15 protein-coding genes, 1 other RNA gene and 1 riboswitch are annotated in these 20,093 nt (G+C 47.8%); of the genes, 10 read left to right on the forward strand and 6 right to left on the reverse strand.

Translation table 11 applies throughout. From position 1 onward, the window contains the following. Positions 1 to 243: 243 nt before the first annotated feature. Positions 244 to 1,176 (reverse strand): AraC family transcriptional regulator, encoded by a 933-nt coding sequence (locus DW915_RS07210; RefSeq protein ID WP_117802597.1) that lies wholly within the window; start codon positions 1,174 to 1,176, stop codon positions 244 to 246. A gap of 189 nt (positions 1,177 to 1,365) precedes the next feature. Between DW915_RS07210 and DW915_RS07215 the strand changes: the two genes are divergently transcribed. Next, on the forward strand, positions 1,366 to 3,375 hold the full coding sequence (locus DW915_RS07215) for a glycoside hydrolase family 127 protein (protein WP_055265696.1): 2,010 nt from the start codon (positions 1,366 to 1,368) through the stop codon (positions 3,373 to 3,375). Between the two features lie 152 nt (positions 3,376 to 3,527). Here the strand turns inward: DW915_RS07215 and DW915_RS07220 are convergent, their stop codons facing one another. Continuing rightward, positions 3,528 to 4,139 (reverse strand): ECF transporter S component, encoded by a 612-nt coding sequence (locus DW915_RS07220; RefSeq protein ID WP_022463255.1) that lies wholly within the window; start codon positions 4,137 to 4,139, stop codon positions 3,528 to 3,530. Then, positions 4,136 to 5,182 (reverse strand): nucleoside hydrolase, encoded by a 1,047-nt coding sequence (locus tag DW915_RS07225; RefSeq protein WP_055265648.1) that lies wholly within the window; start codon positions 5,180 to 5,182, stop codon positions 4,136 to 4,138. Before DW915_RS07225 ends, DW915_RS07220 begins: the two co-directional genes overlap by 4 nt. A gap of 28 nt (positions 5,183 to 5,210) precedes the next feature. Next, positions 5,211 to 5,255, reverse strand: a riboswitch (PreQ1 riboswitch). Between the two features lie 160 nt (positions 5,256 to 5,415). Here DW915_RS07225 and DW915_RS07230 point away from each other — a divergent pair. The 7 genes from DW915_RS07230 (at position 5,416) to DW915_RS07260 (ending at position 15,204) form a co-directional block, all read left to right on the forward strand. Next, the gene (locus tag DW915_RS07230; RefSeq protein WP_022463257.1) at positions 5,416 to 5,883 is read left to right on the forward strand and encodes a hypothetical protein; all 468 of its coding nucleotides are present in this window, start codon (positions 5,416 to 5,418) and stop codon (positions 5,881 to 5,883) included. Positions 5,884 to 6,171: 288 nt separating this feature from the next. Then, the gene (gene rpsL, locus DW915_RS07235) at positions 6,172 to 6,588 is read left to right on the forward strand and encodes a 30S ribosomal protein S12 (RefSeq protein WP_022463258.1); all 417 of its coding nucleotides are present in this window, start codon (positions 6,172 to 6,174) and stop codon (positions 6,586 to 6,588) included. Positions 6,589 to 6,761: 173 nt separating this feature from the next. After that, a complete protein-coding gene (rpsG, locus tag DW915_RS07240) occupies positions 6,762 to 7,232 on the forward strand; it encodes a 30S ribosomal protein S7 (protein ID WP_022463259.1) in 471 nt (156 codons plus the stop codon). Positions 7,233 to 7,247: 15 nt separating this feature from the next. Then, positions 7,248 to 9,365, forward strand: coding sequence for an elongation factor G (gene fusA / locus DW915_RS07245; RefSeq protein WP_055219269.1), 2,118 nt, complete (start codon positions 7,248 to 7,250; stop codon positions 9,363 to 9,365). 197 nt (positions 9,366 to 9,562) lie between these two features. Next, the gene (gene tuf / locus DW915_RS07250) at positions 9,563 to 10,756 is read left to right on the forward strand and encodes an elongation factor Tu (protein ID WP_022463261.1); all 1,194 of its coding nucleotides are present in this window, start codon (positions 9,563 to 9,565) and stop codon (positions 10,754 to 10,756) included. A gap of 334 nt (positions 10,757 to 11,090) precedes the next feature. Next, on the forward strand, positions 11,091 to 11,756 hold the full coding sequence (locus DW915_RS07255) for a DUF2399 domain-containing protein (RefSeq protein ID WP_055265654.1): 666 nt from the start codon (positions 11,091 to 11,093) through the stop codon (positions 11,754 to 11,756). A 52-nt stretch (positions 11,757 to 11,808) separates the two neighbouring features. Beyond that, positions 11,809 to 15,204 (forward strand): DEAD/DEAH box helicase, encoded by a 3,396-nt coding sequence (locus DW915_RS07260; RefSeq protein ID WP_118741857.1) that lies wholly within the window; start codon positions 11,809 to 11,811, stop codon positions 15,202 to 15,204. Positions 15,205 to 15,354: 150 nt separating this feature from the next. On the opposite strand, the gene asnA is transcribed toward DW915_RS07260, so the two are convergent. The 3 genes from asnA to DW915_RS07275 all read right to left on the reverse strand — a co-directional run bounded on the left by asnA (position 15,355) and on the right by DW915_RS07275 (position 18,311). Next, positions 15,355 to 16,368, reverse strand: a complete 1,014-nt coding sequence (gene asnA / locus DW915_RS07265) for an aspartate--ammonia ligase (RefSeq protein ID WP_022463264.1) — start codon at positions 16,366 to 16,368, stop codon at positions 15,355 to 15,357. 214 nt (positions 16,369 to 16,582) lie between these two features. Beyond that, complete coding sequence (locus tag DW915_RS07270) at positions 16,583 to 17,434, reverse strand: sugar phosphate isomerase/epimerase family protein (RefSeq protein WP_118741858.1); 852 nt, start codon at positions 17,432 to 17,434, stop codon at positions 16,583 to 16,585. A 133-nt stretch (positions 17,435 to 17,567) separates the two neighbouring features. Continuing rightward, positions 17,568 to 18,311 (reverse strand): ThuA domain-containing protein, encoded by a 744-nt coding sequence (locus DW915_RS07275; RefSeq protein WP_117761712.1) that lies wholly within the window; start codon positions 18,309 to 18,311, stop codon positions 17,568 to 17,570. Positions 18,312 to 18,525: 214 nt separating this feature from the next. Here DW915_RS07275 and ffs point away from each other — a divergent pair. Both ffs and DW915_RS07285 read left to right on the forward strand, forming a co-directional pair. After that, positions 18,526 to 18,788: signal recognition particle sRNA large type (gene ffs, locus DW915_RS07280), an RNA gene on the forward strand. 194 nt (positions 18,789 to 18,982) lie between these two features. After that, positions 18,983 to 20,062: a 6-phosphofructokinase gene (locus DW915_RS07285; RefSeq protein ID WP_022463267.1), complete on the forward strand. Its 1,080-nt coding sequence runs from the start codon at positions 18,983 to 18,985 to the stop codon at positions 20,060 to 20,062. Positions 20,063 to 20,093: the final 31 nt, after the last annotated feature.

The following is a 20,093-nucleotide window of genomic DNA, read 5'->3' on the forward strand; positions in this document are numbered from 1 at the left end:
CGGGCTGCTCTTTCATAATGAGGGGGGAGATAGTTTTGAATGGTTCATCAACTATCTGAGATATAGTATAGTGAAGAAATGTGAGCAAAGTATGTCTATTTTCTAAAAGAAACAGTAAATTTCTAAAGAATAAGTGAATCCATCCATTGAGTAAATCACTTCCGTCCGCCAAAACGTAGATGGGTCCCCAGGCGCAGCGGAGCGTCCGCCCCCCGCGGTGCCTGGGGGTCGTATCCTCCCGTCCTATTCAAAAGAAAGTTTCCGGTTCCCATAACTCTTCCGGTACTGTCCCGGCGTCATCCCGGTGAGTTTTCGGAAAGCCGTGGAAAAATTATGCGCATCCTGAAATCCCACATTATAAGCAATCTGAGAGACCGTGTGATTTGTGTCCGTCAGCTCGGCCATAGCGCTGTCCATTTTGGATTTCAGGATGAATTGTTTTAACGTCATCCCGGTGCCCTCGTGGAAGAGGGAGGAGAGGTATTTGTCGTTGTATCCGAAATAACGGGCGAGTTCGGTGACTTTGAGGGACTCGCTGCTGTGGTACTGGATGTAGCTGATGATGTCCTGCAGGATCTGCGTCCGCTGCGTTTCGGAAGTGTAGGTGCGGTAGAAGGGACTCTGACAGTTGATTTCGCCGAGAACAGCGGCAGTCAGGCTGTTGTTGAGGAACGTGTTGTGGAAACGCAGGGAAGTGTCCTGGAGCTGCTTCATGAGGATGATGACGCGGTTCGGGGAGGAAAGCGTTCCCTGGCGCGGGATGCATAACGTTTCGGGGTAGTTGGATGGAAGCTGGGCGGGAGCGAGGTCCTCAAGGCGGTAGGAGGATGGCGGTGCAGCATGAAACTCATCCAGAACCGATCCGGCGGTCGGGTCAGAAGGAGCGATGAGCGGTGCGGAGGGGATACCAGGGATAAAATGGAGCCAGTAGAAAGAGCAGCTTCCTTTTTTCGAACCGTGCTGATGGGCGGTCGGAGGCAAAAGAAGATATTCGCCAGGATGGACTTCGTAAGAGCGGCGTTCGTCCGCGATAAAAAGCGTTCCTTCCGTCACAACCATCAGTTCAAAATTGACGAGATTCCGTGTCAGGTGCATCCACTCCGGGGACGGGGACTGGAATTTGCCGCAGAGGTCGTAGGTAAAACAGGCGGCATCTGGAAATAAAACAGAGATCATATGACTTTTTCAAACCTTTTCAAACATTCTTGTATTTTAAACGGCGGTTCGTTTTGCTAAAATAAAACTATAGAAAAACAGGAAAACAGCCGTCAAAAGAAGTGTAACGCTTCCCATCCCTGAAAGCAAGGAAAATATCTTTTTCAAACCAGGAGGCGGCGGAAGACAACGAAAAAGGAGACCGAAAAAATGGATCAGAAAAACTTCAGCAAACCATTATCCCTGGCAAAAGTCCAGGTTACTGATGCATTCTGGAAAAAAGAGATGGAGCTTGTCCGCACCGAAGTAATTCCGTATCAGTGGAATGCCTTAAATGACAATGTTCCGGGAGCAGCACCGAGCTTCTGTATGCGGAACTACCGCCGCGCCGGTGAAGTTGAAAAAGAGCGGAAAGCAAAAGGAGACAAATTTGTTCAGATCAAATATCCGCTGGATACTTTTGAGACACTGCCGAAGGATGGCAAAATGGACGGAAGATTTTATGGCTTCCTGTTCCAGGATACCGATTTTACCAAATGGGTGGAGGCAGTTGCGTACTCCCTGACACAGCATCCCGATCCGGAGCTGGAAAAAACGGCAGATGAAGCAATTGAAGCTGTCTGCGCAGCACAGAGAGAAGACGGATACCTCGATACCTACTATCTGATCAACGATCAGGATATGATTTTTACAAACCTTAAGGACAACCATGAGCTGTACTGCTTCGGTCATCTGACGGAAGGCGCCGTGGCCTATTATCAGGCGACCGGAAAAGACCGTCTCTTAAAAGCAGCGGAGCGTTTCGCGGATTTTATTGCCAGCAAACTCGGTCACGGCGAGGGTAAAAAAGCAGGTTATCCGGGTCACGAAATTGCAGAGATGGCTCTGATGCGTCTCTATGATCTGACCGGCGAGCAGAAGTATCTTGATCTTGCAAAATACTTCATCGATGAACGCGGAACAAAACCATACTATTACGATATCGAGCGCGGTCTGACCTGCCCGGAGGGCGAGGAACGATATAGCTACAATCAGGCAAACCGCCCGGTGCGTCAGCAGGATGAGGTGCAGGGGCACTCCGTACGCGCCGTATATCTCTATTCCGGCATGGCGGATGTGGCAAGGGCAACGCAGGATGAGAGCCTGCTGAAAGCCTGTGAAACTCTCTGGAACAACATGGTGCATCAGAAAATGTACGTCACCGGCGGAATCGGTGCCACTCATATAGGAGAGGCATTCTCTTTCAACTATGACCTGCCAAACGATACCGCTTACGCAGAGACCTGTGCATCCATCGGTCTTGTGTTCTTTGCTCGCCGCATGCTGGAGATTCAGGCAAAAGCAGAGTACGCGGATGTGATGGAATTAGCCCTCTACAATGGCGTTCTCTCCGGAATGGCGCTCGACGGAAAGAGCTTCTTCTATGTCAATCCGCTGGAGGTACTGCCGGAGGCATGTCACAAGGATGAGCGGAAATTCCATGTAAAACCGATCCGTCAGAAATGGTTCGGCTGTGCCTGCTGCCCTCCGAACCTGGCAAGAACGGTAAGCTCAGTTGCATCTTACGCATACACGGAAAACGACACAACCCTGTTTGTCCACTTGTACATGGGTGGAACAGCGGAAGGAGAAAAAGTAAAAGCATCCATCACTTCCGAATTCCCGTGGGACGGCCATGTTTCCGTGACCTGCGAGAGCGATACCAAAGAGCCGTACACCTTTGCATTCCGCATCCCGGGATGGTGTGCTTCTTATGAAAAAGAGATTCCAAAAGGCGCAGAAGTGGAAGAAAAAGACGGGTATCTGTATGTGACAAAAGTATGGGCGAAGGGTGAGACGATCCGCCTGAACTTCCCGATGGAAATCCAGTTTTTGGCATCCAATCCGCTTGTACGCGAGGACGCCGGCCGTGTTGCCGTAAAACGAGGACCGGTTGTTTACTGTATGGAAGAAGCAGACAACGGAAAGAATCTGCATTTGACAAAACTCTGTGTGAATGGTGAAAAAACCGCAGAAGCAGCCGATGAGCTGGGCGAGCACTTTGTGCGCGTAACGGCCGAGGGACGTCGCATGAAGCTGGGCGATGCGGAAAAACAGCCGTTGTATCATCTGTATCAGAAAGAGGAAGAGGAAAAGACGAAACTGAAGCTGATTCCATATTATATGTGGAACAACCGAGGTGAGGGCGAAATGCAGGTATGGATCCGCGCATGTGAATGATTTTATTAAAGAAGAAATAAAAGACTCCGGAAAAGGGATGGCTCCTGATGCAGCCTCCCCTTTTTTCCGGAGTTCTTGTTATGCCAAAATATGAGAATCCTGCAAAAAAGAAAGTGAATTTTTTGCAGGATTCTTTGTGCTATTGGTACAGATTATTTTCTGCTTCTCATAGAAAGACTGCCGAAAGCAGAAGAAACGGCGGGCAGAATCACGAGGACGACTGCAAGGACAATCATTCGATCCACAAAGTCTGTCATGGCCTGTACAACGCAGACAGAGAGAGTCAGATTCATACCGAGACTGTGAAGCAGCTGCACCAGCACAGTGGAGCCGGAGGAAGTAATTCCACCGAAAACAACCGCGGTGATTGTGGAACTTACCACAGTACCCGGAAGTGAGATCACAAGCGCTGCCGGAAACAGCTTCCAGCCCATGGAGCGGAGGGAAAGACTCTCGCTGCGGGATCCTGCCGTATGGGACGGGCGGAGTCTGCGGAATACAAGGCCGGCAACGAGACCGATGACAAGCTGCACCGGAATATAGTAAAACGCATAGACATCACTCGTCATGCCGGAAATGAGTCCGGAGATCAGTCCCGGAACGAGGCCAGCAGCAGGTCCGAACAGAGCGGCTGCCAGAACTGTTCCGATGGAGTCCAGATAAACCGGAAGACGCAGCAGCAGAGCAATGGTACCGCCGAGAATATTGATGACACCGCAGAGCGCGAGTGTCGTGAGCTTTAACGTACGGTTAGTATTCATCATGCCTCGCCTCCCTTCTGAAACATCGTCTCATGTGGGAAGACCGGCGGTGCGGTGAGAATCTGGTCGAGAACCGGTGCGGATTCCTCCTGCGGCACGCCGAGAACGCGCTCAAAGAACATCAGGAAGAAACGGCGCACATCGACCTGCGTCAGAATGTGGCTGTTCGGTGCTTTCTGATAAAAATTCATGGCATCCACAACCGTCTGTCCGATGCAGAGGCCTCCGGTTTCTACCTGCGTATACGCATCAAAACCGCTGCAGAGCGACGGATCCACAAGATAAGCGGCCGCGAGCGGATCGTTGATCACGCATCCGATGACCTTTTCCTGTTTCCAGTGGAAATCAAAGTAGAAGCGCGTCAGCTCCTCAATGCGGGTTCCGACTCCTGGATTTACGCATTTCATATATTCCACAAGATTCGGCGTCAGGACAATTTTTCGTGTGACATCCAGCCCGATCATATGAAGCTTTTTGCCTGCAAGCTGCGGCAGCTCGGAAAACGCGCGGAATACTTCGGCTGCGGCATCCGGGTCGCACCAGTAATTGTACTCGGCAACCGGGGAGCAGTTTCCATGGCTCTTATAGCTTCCGCCCATGGAGACAAGAGCCGTCAGGTTTGTCAGGCACTCCGGTGCGCGGGAGATGACTTTTGCAAGGTTCGTCATCGGTCCGAGGGCAAGAATGGTAACATCAGGGGTTGCTTTTAAGGTTTCGATCAGGAAAGAAACAGCGTCCTTGTTTGGCGTAAGGCCTTCGGCATCCGGCCAGCCCGATTCGCCGAGACCGTCCATGCCGTGGGTGTCCATCGCGTCCACGTAGTCGCGGACCAGAGGCGTCTCCTCGCCGACATAAACCGGGACATCTGGTTTTCCAATCATAGAAAGAATTTTGAGGGCATTTTTAGCGCCCATAGAAGCGGGTACATTTCCGCTGACTGTGGTGATGCCGACAAGATCCAGCTCTTTCGAAGCCGCGGCAAGCATCAGGGCGAGAGAATCGTCGATGCCCGGATCACAGTCGATGATCAGTTTTCTTGCATTCATTTTCCAATCTCCTTTGATGAAAATTTTGAGATACTTGGTTTTTTATACTGGGAAGTTCACGAACCAGTCCGGACACCCGCAAAAAGACGGGAAAATCCGATTGCATAAATGCACGGGCAAGAGTATAGCACAGATAAAAAAAAAAATCCAGTAAAACAAACCTTGCCTGTTTTGAAAAAATCGGTTATGGTATAGAAAAGCATACAGCAAATGAGAACATGGGAGAAAAGAAAATGGCAGATGGATTTTTAGCACCAACTGGGAAATTCTATCCCAAAACAGAAAATTTTCATGCGCAGACCGCGCGGGCGATTTTAGGTCCGGACGGCCAGACGGACGAGCCGATCCAGGAGCTTTTGCGCCGCGGTTATATTTTATTTGTAGGATTCCACAAACCAGGCGAACCGGAAAATCTCCATGCCGATATGGATTACGTCCTCGGCGGACCGGGGTATCCGGCGACCGAAGGGCAGAAGGCCTGGATTGCAGAACATACGGAAGAGCTGTCGAGAAAGCAGCAGTTTGACATCAACAACGACGAGACAAACTTTGAGAACTTTTACATCAGCAATGTCCGCATGTTTCCCTGGTGCAAAGGGTGTGCCGAAGAGAAAGCGCGTGACCTCTGGGGCAATGCACAGAGCGAGGAGAAGCCGAAGCGGTGTGATGCGTGTCCGGCCTTCAGGAACCGTCCGCTTTAACGAAAAACAGAAAATGTCAGAAAATAATCTGGTGAGATTATAATAGGAAGAAAAAATACTTTTGCACAGTAATGCATCAATGGGGGAAATCCGCAGAAGCCGCGTAAATACGCGATTTTTTGCGAATTTCCCCCTTGACTTTTGAAAGGACAGACGCTATAATAAACGAGCGTGCGTAAAAGACTGTTTTTTGTGCGCGCAAAAGCTGCAAAGCAATTATGTTGAACTAAAGCAGCCGTATGAAACCCCGTGGGACACACGGAGAAATCTATCAGGAGGTGAAATGGAATGCCAACATTCAACCAGTTAGTAAGAAAAGGCCGTGAGACTTCCGTAAAGAAATCTACCGCGCCGGCACTGCAGAAAAGCTACAATTCTCTGAGAAAGAAATCCACAGATATGTCTTCTCCTCAGAAGAGAGGTGTGTGCACAGCTGTTAAAACTGCTACACCGAAAAAACCTAACTCAGCTCTTCGTAAAATCGCCAGAGTTCGTCTTTCCAACGGAATCGAAGTAACAAGTTACATCCCAGGAGAAGGTCACAACCTTCAGGAGCACAGCGTTGTTCTGATCCGTGGAGGAAGAGTTAAGGACCTGCCAGGTACCAGATACCACATCATCCGTGGTACACTTGATACTGCAGGTGTTGCTAACAGAAAACAGGCCCGTTCTAAATACGGTGCTAAGAGACCGAAAAAGAAATAATTAAGTAAAACGAGTTCGAGATATATCTAGTATCACAAAAAAGCGAAATGTTGTGCGTTATTCCATAAATCCCCACGGCTGCGGATTTATAGAGAATTTACACGCGCGGACATACTGCAAATAAGTGTGAGTACCGATGATTTAATCGAATGATGGTTAAGGAGGGAAGTAACGTGCCACGTAAAGGACATACTCAGAAAAGAGATGTTTTAGCAGATCCGTTATACAATAACAAAGTGGTAACCAAGCTGATCAACAACATCATGCTGGATGGTAAGAGAGGCGTTGCCCAGAAAATCGTATACGGCGCATTTGCTAAAGTAGAAGAAAAAGCTGGAAAACCAGCAATCGAAGTATTTGAAGAAGCAATGAACAATATCATGCCGGTTCTTGAAGTAAAAGCAAGACGTATCGGTGGTGCTACTTATCAGGTACCGATCGAGGTAAGACCGGACAGACGTCAGGCTCTTGGCCTTCGTTGGCTGACCGCTTATTCTCGTAAGAGAGGCGAGCGTACCATGGAAGACAGACTGGCAAACGAGATTCTGGATGCATCTAACAACACAGGTGCTTCTGTGAAGAAGAAAGAAGAAGTTCATAAGATGGCAGAGGCTAACAAGGCATTTGCTCACTACAGATTCTAAGAGGAGGAAAATCCGTTGGCTGGAAGAGAATATCCATTAGAGAGAACCAGAAACATTGGTATTATGGCTCACATCGATGCAGGTAAAACAACCCTGACCGAGCGTATCCTGTACTATACCGGTGTTAACTACAAGATTGGTGATACTCACGAAGGAACTGCTACCATGGACTGGATGGAACAGGAGCAGGAGCGTGGTATCACAATTACTTCAGCTGCTACAACCTGCCACTGGACTCTGGAAGAGAACTGCAAGCCGAAACCGGGCGCTCTTGAGCACCGTATCAACATCATTGATACCCCAGGCCACGTTGACTTTACCGTAGAGGTAGAGCGTTCTCTTCGTGTACTGGACGGCGCTGTCGGCGTGTTCTGTGCAAAAGGTGGTGTAGAGCCTCAGTCTGAGAACGTATGGCGTCAGGCTGATACCTACAACGTACCGCGTATGGCATTCATCAACAAGATGGACATCCTTGGTGCTGACTTCTACAACGCTGTAGATCAGATCAAGACCAGACTTGGTAAAAATGCTATCTGCCTTCAGCTTCCAATTGGTAAGGAAGATGAGTTCAAGGGAATTATCGATCTGTTCGAGATGAAAGCTTACATCTACAACGACGATAAGGGCGATGATATCTCCATCGTTGATATCCCGGAAGATATGAAAGACGACGCTGAGCTGTATCACACCGAGCTGGTAGAGAAAATCTGCGAGCTGGATGATGAGCTGATGATGCGTTATCTGGATGATGATATCCCGTCTGTAGACGAGATGAAAGCAGTTCTGCGTAAAGCTACCTGCGAGTGTACAGCTGTACCGGTATGCTGCGGTTCTGCATACAGAAACAAAGGTGTTCAGAAACTCCTGGACGCTATTCTTGAGTACATGCCGGCTCCGACCGATATCCCGCCAATCGAGGGTACCGATCTGGACGGAAACCCGATCGTAAGACATTCTTCCGATGACGAGCCGTTCTCCGCACTGGCATTCAAGATTATGACAGACCCATTCGTTGGTAAACTGGCATACTTCCGTGTGTACTCCGGTACTATGAACTCCGGTTCTTACGTACTGAATGCAACAAAAGATAAAAAAGAGCGTGTTGGACGTATCCTTCAGATGCATGCAAACAAACGTATGGAGCTGGATAAAGTTTACTCCGGTGACATCGCAGCTGCAATCGGATTCAAGTTCACCACAACAGGTGATACCATCTGCGACGAGCAGCATCCGGTAATCCTTGAGTCTATGGAGTTCCCGGAGCCGGTTATCGAGCTGGCTATCGAGCCTAAGACAAAAGCAGGCCAGGGCAAACTGGGCGAGTCCCTTGCAAAACTGGCTGAGGAGGATCCGACCTTCCGTGCACACACCAATCAGGAAACTGGTCAGACCATTATCGCTGGTATGGGTGAGCTGCATCTGGAAATCATCGTTGACCGTCTGCTTCGTGAGTTCAAAGTAGAGGCTAACGTAGGTGCTCCGCAGGTTGCATACAAAGAGACCATTACCAAACCGGCAGACATCGACAGCAAATATGCAAAACAGTCTGGTGGACGTGGACAGTATGGTCACTGTAAAGTTAAATTCGAGCCTATGGATGCAAACGGCGAAGAGATTTACAAATTCGAGTCTACCGTTGTCGGTGGAGCTATTCCGAAAGAGTATATCCCGGCTGTAGGCGAAGGTATCGAAGAGGCTATGAAAGCCGGTATCCTGGGAGGCTTCCCGGTAGTCGGTGTTCATGCAAATGTATACGACGGATCTTATCATGAGGTCGATTCTTCTGAGATGGCATTCCACATTGCTGGTTCTCTGGCATTCAAGGAAGCTATGCAGAAGGGTGCTCCGGTTCTTCTTGAGCCTATCATGAAAGTCGAAGTTTCCACTCCGGAAGATTACATGGGTGATGTTATCGGTGATATCAACTCCCGTCGTGGTCGTATCGAGGGTATGGATGACATCGGCGGCGGAAAGATGATCCGTGGATTCGTACCGCTGGCTGAAATGTTCGGTTACGCAACAGACCTTCGTTCTAAAACTCAGGGACGTGGTAACTACTCCATGTTCTTTGATAAATACGAGCAGGTTCCGAAAAACGTACAGGAAAAAGTTCTGTCTGCAAAAGCAAAATAATGTAAGAAAAATAATCGGGTGTGCAGCTGTCAAAGGCTGCACAGCCTAAAAGTATTATTTTTCTGAGATTTCCCTTGCAAATAAGACGGAAATGCAATATAATCAGACTTAGCAGGTTTACGATTCAGGTGGGTTCCTGCCACCAATTTAGTCTCAAAAAAGCCCACTGGGCGCAATTTTAAGGAGGACATTTTAAAATGGCTAAAGCTAAATTTGAAAGAACAAAACCGCATTGTAACATTGGTACCATCGGCCACGTTGACCATGGTAAAACAACTCTGACCGCAGCTATCACAAAAGTACTTTCTACCAGAGTAGAAGGAAACACTGCTGAGAACTTCGAAGATATCGATAAAGCTCCGGAAGAGAGAGAGCGTGGTATCACAATCTCTACTGCACACGTTGAGTATCAGACAGAGAAAAGACACTATGCACACGTTGACTGCCCAGGCCATGCTGACTATGTAAAGAACATGATCACTGGTGCTGCACAGATGGACGGAGCTATCCTTGTAGTAGCTGCTACAGACGGTGTTATGGCTCAGACAAAAGAGCACATCCTTCTGTCCCGTCAGGTAGGTGTACCTTACATCGTTGTATTCATGAACAAATGCGATATGGTAGACGACGAAGAGCTGCTTGAGCTGGTAGACATGGAGATCCGTGAGCTGCTGAACGAGTATGACTTCCCGGGAGATGACACTCCGATCATCCAGGGTTCTGCTCTGAAAGCTCTGGAAGATCCGGCTGGCCCATGGGGAGATAAAATCATGGAGCTTATGGATGCAGTAGATAGCTGGATCCCGGATCCGCAGCGTGACACTGATAAAGACTTCATCATGCCTGTAGAGGACGTATTCACCATCACTGGTCGTGGTACTGTTGCTACTGGCCGTGTTGAGGCTGGTGTTCTTCATCTGAATGAGGAAGTTGAAATCGCAGGTCTGAAAGAAGAGACCAAGAAAACTGTTGTAACTGGTATCGAGATGTTCCGTAAACTCCTCGATGAGGCTCAGGCTGGTGATAACATCGGTGCTCTGCTTCGTGGTGTTCAGAGAACAGAGATCGAAAGAGGACAGGTTCTGGCTAAACCAGGTACCGTTCACTGCCATACCAAATTTACCGCTCAGGTATACGTTCTGACAAAAGACGAGGGTGGCCGTCATACTCCATTCTTCAATAACTATCGTCCGCAGTTCTACTTCCGTACAACTGACGTAACAGGTGTTATCACTCTTCCGGAAGGAACTGAGATGTGCATGCCTGGCGATAACGTAGAGATGACCATCGAACTGATCCACCCGATCGCTATGGATCAGGGTCTTACCTTCGCTATCCGTGAGGGTGGCCGTACCGTTGGATCAGGCCGTGTTGCTACTCTGATCGACTAATTTCGGTTATCTATGAGCAGTGCAAATTCGGAGAGTAATGACCGGTGGGAGCTTGCTCACACAAGGGCATTAGTCGGAGAATTTATAGGGCGACAGCCCGACCGAGATGGAGCGAAGCGAAATCGAGGAAAGCACTGCGGGAAATAAAATATAATTGTATCGAAAGATACTTGTGCTCAAACGTAAGAGACCCCGGCGCCGTAAGGCGGCCGGGGTTTTTCTGTTTTTAACCAAAAGAAACTTATCATATATAGCAGGATATGATATAATTTTTATTAGTTGAAATAAAAGAGAATAAGAAAGGAAAAAAAGATGGACTACTTGGAGGCAATTGATGAAACCTCTTATTTATCAGTACCGAATGCAATGGAGAGAACTGCTGCAGTGCGTGGGAGTTGTGCCGGATAATATTTCTTCCCTGGTACATGCGTTTGGAATTCGTTTGAAAAAACAGGAGATATGGCATCCGGCATATGAAGCCTTTTGCCGATGCGGGGAACCGTATGTGCTTACCATGGAAAATCTGAAGGGTATTACAGAAGTACAGCCTGTCGGAACGTGTGTATACATTGTGGAAAACAAAATGGTATTCAGCTATCTTATGGAACAGGTGCAGGGAAAGAATGTGTCGCTGCTGTGTACGTCGGGACAGCCGCGGTATGCAGCATTAAAACTGATTTCGTTGATCGTACAGAGTGGGATTCCCATTTACTACAGTGGAGATCTTGATCCGGATGGGATTGGAATTGCCGACAGACTCTGGCAGCGGTTCGGAAACAGAATCCAATTCTTTGGAATGTCACCAGAGGATTACCGGAACAGTCTTTCAAAAGAAGTATTTGGAGAGAATGGCAGAAAAAAGCTGGAACACATTTGGCACCCGTTATTAAGAGAAACGGCGGAACTGGTAAGGAAAACAGGAAAAGCGGGATATCAGGAAAATGTTTTAAAAGAGCTTTCCGAGAAGCTTGTCGGATGTGATCAAAACCAGAATCTGTAAAATACGAATTGTGAATGATGGGAAAAGATAGAACAGAAAGGATTTTACCAGCATGATTACAAAGGCGGACATCAAACAGGAGACGAATTCCGTATCATATAACCGTGGAAAAAAGATCTATGAAGAACAGAAAGTGCATGCTTTTCAGGTACAGGAAATGGAGGATATTTTCGGATATCAACTGCATAAAATTACAGCTGTCGTAGACGGAAGCGGAAAAAATATGTATTGTGTCAGCGTTTCTGTAGATGAAGAAATGTCTGAAATTATGGAAGATGATTGTGATTGTCCGGCACATGAGCAGTACTGGGGATTGTGCAAACATTGTGTCGCTGTTTTGCTGTACTATCTTGAATGGCGGAAAAAAGAGAGAAAAAAACTGGAAGAAAAAGTGAGAAATGACGAAGAACATCAGGAACTGGAGCAGCTTCTTCGTGCTGTCGGCGTGAAAAAAGGAATGGAAGAATTCCAGGGAGAACATAAAATTGTCAGAAAAGTAGTAAAACCAACACCAAAAGCAGAGACAAGCCCCGGTTTTTCTGAACTGCTTTCACATTATGTGATGCGGGATCAGGTTGCTTTTCTGCCGAAAGCAAAAGCAGGTCAGGTTAAACTGGAAATTCATCTGGAGAGCCAGTTTGACGATTCCTTTCGGGCAGAATTTAAAATCGGAAGCAAAAGGATGTATGTATTAAAAAGTGTTTCCAAAATGACAGCAGCTGTAAAAAATATGGAAACGGTCAGCTACGGTGCACAGCTTTCTTTTTTGCACTGTATGGATGCTTTTGAAGAAGAAAGCCGTCCGATGGTAGAATTTCTGAGCGCATATACCATGGAACGCGGCTCATGCTATCAGATAGGTACCGGCAGCTATGCGTCCTGCTTTGATGACCGTTATGTGATGATTTCTGTGCAGAATATGGATGAATTTTTTGAGGCTGTTGGCAGCCAGGAGTTCTTTTGTCGTACGAACTGGAGAGAAGAAAAACTGTGGCACTGCCAGGAGGGGATGCCGCAGTATGAAATGAAGCTTTTACGGAAAGCAGATGGCCTAAAGGTACAGATGTACGCGGATCCCATTTTTTATGGCAGAAAATATTTGTATTTTCTTTCAGAAAAAAATACAATTTACCGAGTCCCAAGGGAAGAGATAGCAGAAGTCTGCGACTTCCTGGAATATATGGAGCGATGTCCGGACGGAGTCTGTGAAATTGCAAAAGAAGATATCCCGACCTTCTGCCAGGGACTTCTCCCGGTGTTGGAGGAACATTTTAAGGTAAAAAAAGAAGAAAAGCTGGAATTACAGCAGTATCTTCCGCCGCAGGTGGAATTTCAGATTTATCTGGATGCGCCGCAGCATGATATGATTATCTGCGAACTTCTGGCTGTCTATGGCGAGAAAAAATACAATGTTTTTGCAGATGCAAACGATATCCATCAGCTTTCCCATGGCCGTGATGTACGGAAAGAAGCAGCGGCAAACCAGCTCGTTCGATCCTGTTTCAGCGCTTATGATGCGCGGAAACATCAGATGCTTCTCCAGGGAGCCGATGAGATGTATGAGTTTTTAAGCAGCGGTATGGAAGATCTGCAGAAACTGGGCGAAATTTTTGTTTCTGACCGGTTAAAAGCGATCCGTGTCATCCCGTCCCCGAAAGTTTCTGTCGGTGTATCCCTCGCAGAAAATGTACTGGAACTTCATTTGAATCCGGGCAATTTTGGCATGGAGGAACTGGCAGAGATTCTTTCAAAATATGACCGGAAAAAGAAATTTTACCGCCTGAGGACCGGTGAATTTATGGATATGGACGAGGACGGTATCCGCGTTCTCTCGGAACTGCGGGAAAATCTGCAGATCTCCGAGGCAAAGCTGAAGAGCGGCGAGATCACAATTCCGAAATACCGAGCACTCTACCTCGATACCCGTTTAAAAGAGCAGGATGATCTTCAGGTTGAGAAAAACCGCGAGTTCCGTATGCTGATCCGAAATATGAAAACTGCAGAGGAGAACGATTTTGAACTTCCGGACAATCTGCAGGCACAGCTCCGTGAATATCAGAAAACAGGATTCTGGTGGCTGAAAACCTTATGCCAGAACGGCTTTGGCGGTATCCTGGCGGATGATATGGGACTTGGAAAGACGCTGCAGACCATCGCCTTTCTCTTATCTGAAATGCAGGAAGCACCCGAAGATGCAAATCGTCGTTCTTTGATCGTTGCACCGGCATCTCTCGTCTATAACTGGGAGAGCGAATGTGCCCGCTTTGCTCCGGAGCTGCAGACGAGACTCGTCGCCGGCACACAGGAACAGAGGAAAGAGATGATCCAAAATGCCGGTATGCAGGATATTTTGATTACCTCGTACGATTTGCTCCGCCGCGATATCGAACTGTATCAGGATCTCCCATTCTTCTGCGAGATCATTGATGAGGCGCAGTTCATCAAAAATCACGCAACGCAGGGAGCAAAAGCCGTGAAAACAATCCATGCATCGTTCCGCCTGGCATTAACCGGAACACCGGTAGAAAACCAGTTAAGTGAACTATGGAGCATCTTTGATTATCTGATGCCGGGATTCCTCTATGGATATCAGAAATTCCGCGAGCAGTTTGAACTTCCGATTGTGCGGAACGGCGACGAAGAAAGATTAGAACGTCTGCAAAAGATGATCCGTCCGTTTATTCTGCGCCGTCTGAAGAAGGAAGTGCTGAAGGATCTGCCGGACAAAATTGAGAAAAATATGGCTGCCTGCATGGAACAGAAGCAGAAGGAGCTGTATCATGCACATGCCCAGCGGCTGGCGCTTATGCTGCAGAACCAGACAGAGGAAGAATTTGCCGATTCCAGGTTCCAGGTGCTCTCTGAACTGACGCGGCTGCGTCAGCTCTGCTGTGATCCTGCGCTTGTTTACGAAAATTACGAAGGCGGTTCGGCAAAACTCGATCTCTGCATTGAGCTGATTCAGAGTGCCGTGGAATCCGGCCACAAAATCCTGCTGTTCTCCCAGTTCACTTCGATGATCGAGATCCTGACCGCGCGTCTGCAGGAAGAAAGCATCAGCTGCTTTGTCCTGCAGGGAAGCACGAAAAAAGAGCAGCGTGCACAAATGGTGGAACAGTTCAACCGGGATGACACGTCTGTATTCTGTATTTCCCTGAAAGCAGGTGGAACCGGCCTGAACCTGACCGGCGCGGATATCGTCATCCATTACGATCCATGGTGGAATGTTGCTGTTGAAAATCAGGCGACAGACCGTGCACATCGTATTGGGCAGAAAAATGTTGTGACGGTATACAAATTGATTGCAAAAGGAACCATCGAGGAAAAAATCATCAAGCTTCAGCAGATGAAAAAAGAGCTGGCGGAAGAGATCCTTTCCGGTGATGAAATTAAGACAGCATCCTTTCAGAGAGAGGAACTGCTTGAGCTTTTGGAAGAACGGTTCTGAAACCGCGAAAAGCAGAAAAAGATTTGATGTAAGGACGAAATGCAGCAGCAATGCAGGAAAATATAAAAGGGATACGTTTCTGTCATACCCTGAAAACGGGCGGACAGGAAACGTATCCCTTTTACAGTAATAGTCTATTCGAAACCAATCTTACAGAAGCTGAATATTCATCACATCCATCACCTCTCGTGTCTCCATCGGCCATACCGAGCACTGTACCTCTCCGATGTGCGCTTTGCGCAGGAAAAACATACAGATACGGGACTGTCCGATACCACCGCCGATTGTCTGCGGGAGAGTGCCGTTCAGAATGGATTTCTGGAAGGGAAGCTTCGCGCGGGACTGGCATCCGCATTCCTTTAACTGGGCGCGGAGAGCATCTGCGTTGACGCGGATACCCATGGAGGAGAGCTCAAGAGCGATGTCAAGCACTGGATAATAAACGATCAGGTCGCCGTTTAAGGACCAGTCGTCGTAGTCCGGGGAACGTCCGTCCTGACGCTCTCCGGAAGCAAGCACGCCGCCGATCTGCATAATAAAGACAGCACCTTTTTCTTTGGTGATTGTATACTCTCTTTCCTTTGGAGTCAGATCCGGATAGCGATCCTCAAGTTCCTGGGAAGTGATAAAGAAAATTTCATCCGGCAGAATGGTTTCGATGTAGTCGTACTGGTCTGCCATATGTTTTTCCGTGTTTTTCAGTGCCTCATAGATATCTTTTACGGTACTCTTTAAGAAATCAAGATTGCGTTCTTCCGGGGACATGATTTTTTCCCAGTCCCACTGATCCACGTAAACGGAGTGAATGTTGTCGGTCACCTCGTCCTGGCGGATGGCGTTCATATCGGTGTAGATGCCTTCTCCCTCAGAGAAGCCGTATTTGTGAAGTGCGTACCGTTTCCATTTTGCCAGAGACTGAACAATTTCAGCGGTTTTCTTGGTACCCTGATCCTTTAACTCAAAAGAAACCGGGTGTTCTACGCCATTCAGATTGTCATTCAAGCCGGTTTCCGGCTGTACAAAAAGTGGAGCTGTTACACGGAGCAGATGCAGACGATGTGTCAGCTCATGCTGGAAATAATCCTTTACTGTTTTAATCGCCACCTGTGTATCGTGGAGGTTTAATGCAGATTTGTAACCCTGCGGAATAATAATTTCTCCCATTACTTTAAAACCCTCTTGTTTTAGATTTGCTTTTCGAATCATGCCTTCTCAAAAAGCTTCAAATTTAGTTTACCATGTTTTCCATGGAAAGCAAGGAAAAGATACGAAAAAACCAAAGATAGTAAAGAATTTTTTCGACATATTTTCCTTGCTGAATTTCTCCCCGGAAATACGAAATTTTCCGAAAATCAGAGCGCTTATGAAAGAGGCGGAATTATTCGGAAACCCACTGGCGCAGAAACGCTGCGGACTGTTCGATGAACGATAACTGATCCGGCGCATCGAAATGCTCGATGGCGAGATAACCGTCGTAATCGCACGCTTCTAAATCTGTAAGAAGCTTTGCCATCGGCAGATATCCCGTTCCGGCCGGTGTCTGGCCAAGGCCGCGGCAGAAACGTCCGTGAACGAGCGGACTTTCGGCACGATCCTTACAGTGAACATGGACAATATAATCCTTCAGAAGCCAGGCAGCATACGAAACATCCTCATCACTGAAAGCAAAATTTCCGATATCAAGCGTATATCGCAGCCCCGGCACGTGCTCCATAAACCAGAGCAGCGGATATGTGCGTGCAAACGGCTGTAAAAAACCGTCAAAGTCCTCTAAGGTAATCGTAACGCCACGCAAAGCCGCATATTCGGCGAGTGAGGAAAGCGCATGTACCATATTTTGAATCGATTTGTTTTCGGTCATAAAAGTACTCGTTGCCTCATAGGTGCTGCTGCAGGCTGCAAGCTCTGCCGCTTCGGCAGTTTCAAGCGCGCCTGCAACAAACAGGACACGCGAAACCTGCTGCGATGCCGCAGTATCGAGCATCTGCTGTGCTCTGCCAAGATCCGTATCATGGGAAAAATCAAAGGTTTCATGCATACAGCTGATCACCAGCCCCGCATTGGAAAGCATCGGGGCAATGACCTCTTTTTCTGATGCAAACAGACTGTAGTTCATCTCAACAGCCGAAATTCCCTGCTCCCTGCAGAACGCGAGCACTTCCGGAATCGTCTTACCGGACTGCTCACACGCCTGTAGAATGTGTTCGTAAAAAACGGAAAGCTTTCTCATATAACATTTCCTCCTGATTTATGCAATGTGTACGCAGATTCCATCCGTGTATTGCAGAACATTTTTGATCGTGAAATCAGACCCCTGTTTTGAAAAAATCAAACGGGATACAGATATCGGTAAACTGCAGTTGCTATTTTTGGTGTGAAGAAAGATACACTTCCTCCGTAGATGGATTCACCCATGCATTATCCAGTGGTGCCGGTCTTCGTACTACAGGAACGCACCAGCGCACCCCATTTTTGATAATCTTCTGAATCACCGGCATATGGTAAATGGGGTATTCCTCGTGTCCCGGCTGAAAATAGAAAATTTTGCCCAGCCCACGTGTAAAGGTGCATCCGCTGCGGAACACCTCACCGCCTGCAAACCATCCCGTAAATACCACATCATCCGGTTTGGGAATATCAAAAAACTCCCCATACATCTCTTCCTCCGGAATATCCACCCATGCCGGAATTCCCTGCGCGATCGGATGGGTCGGACACGTACAGAACAGTCTCTCACGATCCCCATGCCGCCACCGAAGCGTCATACTTGTTCCGAGAAGCTTCCGCATAATCTTGGAATAATGCCCTGAATGCAGAACTACCAGCCCCATTCCGGCCAGCACATGACGCCGAACCCGCTCGGCCACATCGTCCGAGAACTCCTCCTGCAGCATATGATTCCAGAACACCAGCACATCGGTATTTGCCAGCACTTCTTCCGTCAGCCCATGCTCCTTCTCGTCAAACACAGCCGTCCGAACCGAAAGCTCCTCCTCTTGTCCCAGAAACTTTGCAATACAGGTGTGAATCCCGTCCGGATAAATCTCTTTCACTTTCTCCTGCGTTCGCTCATGCTGAAACTCATTCCAGACCGTAACTCGTATCATTCGTCCATCCTCCTTCTATAAGAAAAAAATGTATCATTTTCAAAAAGTTATCGATAGCAAATCTTGAAAATAATGAAAAAAGCAGTCGTTCACACTCTGCGGTACTGAATTTTTGCGTTATTTTCTGGCCTTACTATAAATTATACTCGTGCTATACCAATATTTCAATTCACAAATTCCTTGACATCCCCTCCGAAATCCCGTATACTAAACAATGCGCAGCCGGGGAGATAGCGGTGCCCTGTACCCGCAATCCGCTACAGCGGGGGTGATGCCAATCCGAGGGCTCTTTCATTGCGAAGCTGCCTTCTATAAGTGACGTTGACGTCTGGGTCTTACGCAACAGGACTCCATGAACCGTGTCAGGGCAGGAATGCAGCAGCACTAAGTGGAATCTCCTGTGTGCCGTGAGGGTGCCTGGGCCGAGTAGGCTGTAGGAGTAACGTTTGTGGTGAGAGTTCGAAGTGCGGCGCGCATAAAAAAGAAAATCCAAGGAAGCCTGAACCACAGACTTCCTTTTTTCGTACAAAAAATAGAAACTCCCGCGCTTTCTTCCCCCGAACTATTGTGAGAACGAAAAAAATAGGGTATAATGTAAACATTCCATAATACTGCCAGGAAACAAGAAGCAGTCGTGAAAATCTAATAAAGAACAGGATGGGAAAAGTCATATGTTAAGAATTGGTCTGTTAACAAGCGGCGGAGACTGCCAGGCATTAAATGCGACCATGCGCGGAGTCGTAAAAGGCCTTGCAAACAATGTAAAAGATCTCGAAGTATACGGATTCATGAACGGCTATAAAGGCCTCATCTACAGCGATTACCGCATGCTCAGTGCAAAAGATTTTTCCGGTATATTAACACAGGGAGGAACTATTCTCGGAACCTCACGTCAGCCGTTCAAGCTGATGCGTACCCCGGATGCAAACGGTCTGGACAAAGTGGAAGCAATGAAGCATACCTACCACAAGCTCCTTCTGGACTGCCTTGTCATTCTTGGCGGAAACGGAACCCAGAAAACAGCAAACCTCTTGAGAGAGGAAGGACTGAATATTATCCATCTTCCGAAAACCATCGATAATGATATCTACGGAACGGATATGACCTTCGGTTTCTACAGTGCCGTCAATATTGCATCCGATGCGATCGACTGCATCCATACAACAGCCTCCTCTCACCAGAGAGTTTTTATCGTAGAGGTTATGGGTCATAAAGTAGGCTGGCTGACTCTGTACGCCGGAATCGCAAGCGGCGCAGACGTTATCCTGATTCCGGAAATTCCATACGATATTGAAAAAGTATGCGAGGCCATCAACAGACGAAAAGAGCGCGGAAGCGGATTCACCATTCTTGCCGTTGCCGAGGGTGCAATTGCAAAAGAAGACGCAGCACTTCCGAAGAAAGAGCTGAAAAAACGTCAGGAAGAAATCGCAAAGAAATACCCGTCCGTATCCTACAAGATCGCAGAAGAGATCGAGGCAAAGACAGGCATGGAAATCCGCGTCACCGTACCGGGCCACATGCAGCGAGGCGGCAGCCCGTGTCCGTATGACCGTGTCCTTTCCACAAGACTCGGATCTGAGGCAGCACAGCTTATTCTGGACAAACAGTACGGCTACATGGTCGGAATGGTCAACGGAAAAGTAAAGAAAATTCCGCTGGGCGAGTGCGCCGGAAAATTAAAGACCGTAGATCCGAATGCACAGGAAGTCCTGCAGGCAAAACGGATGGGAATCAGCTTCGGCGATTGATGCGTTCCCGAAAAAGGCAAGGAAAAAGAAC

Origin of the sequence: Blautia sp. AM42-2, assembly GCF_003480245.1 — a bacterium.
GTDB classification, from domain to species: domain Bacteria; phylum Bacillota; class Clostridia; order Lachnospirales; family Lachnospiraceae; genus Fusicatenibacter; species Fusicatenibacter saccharivorans.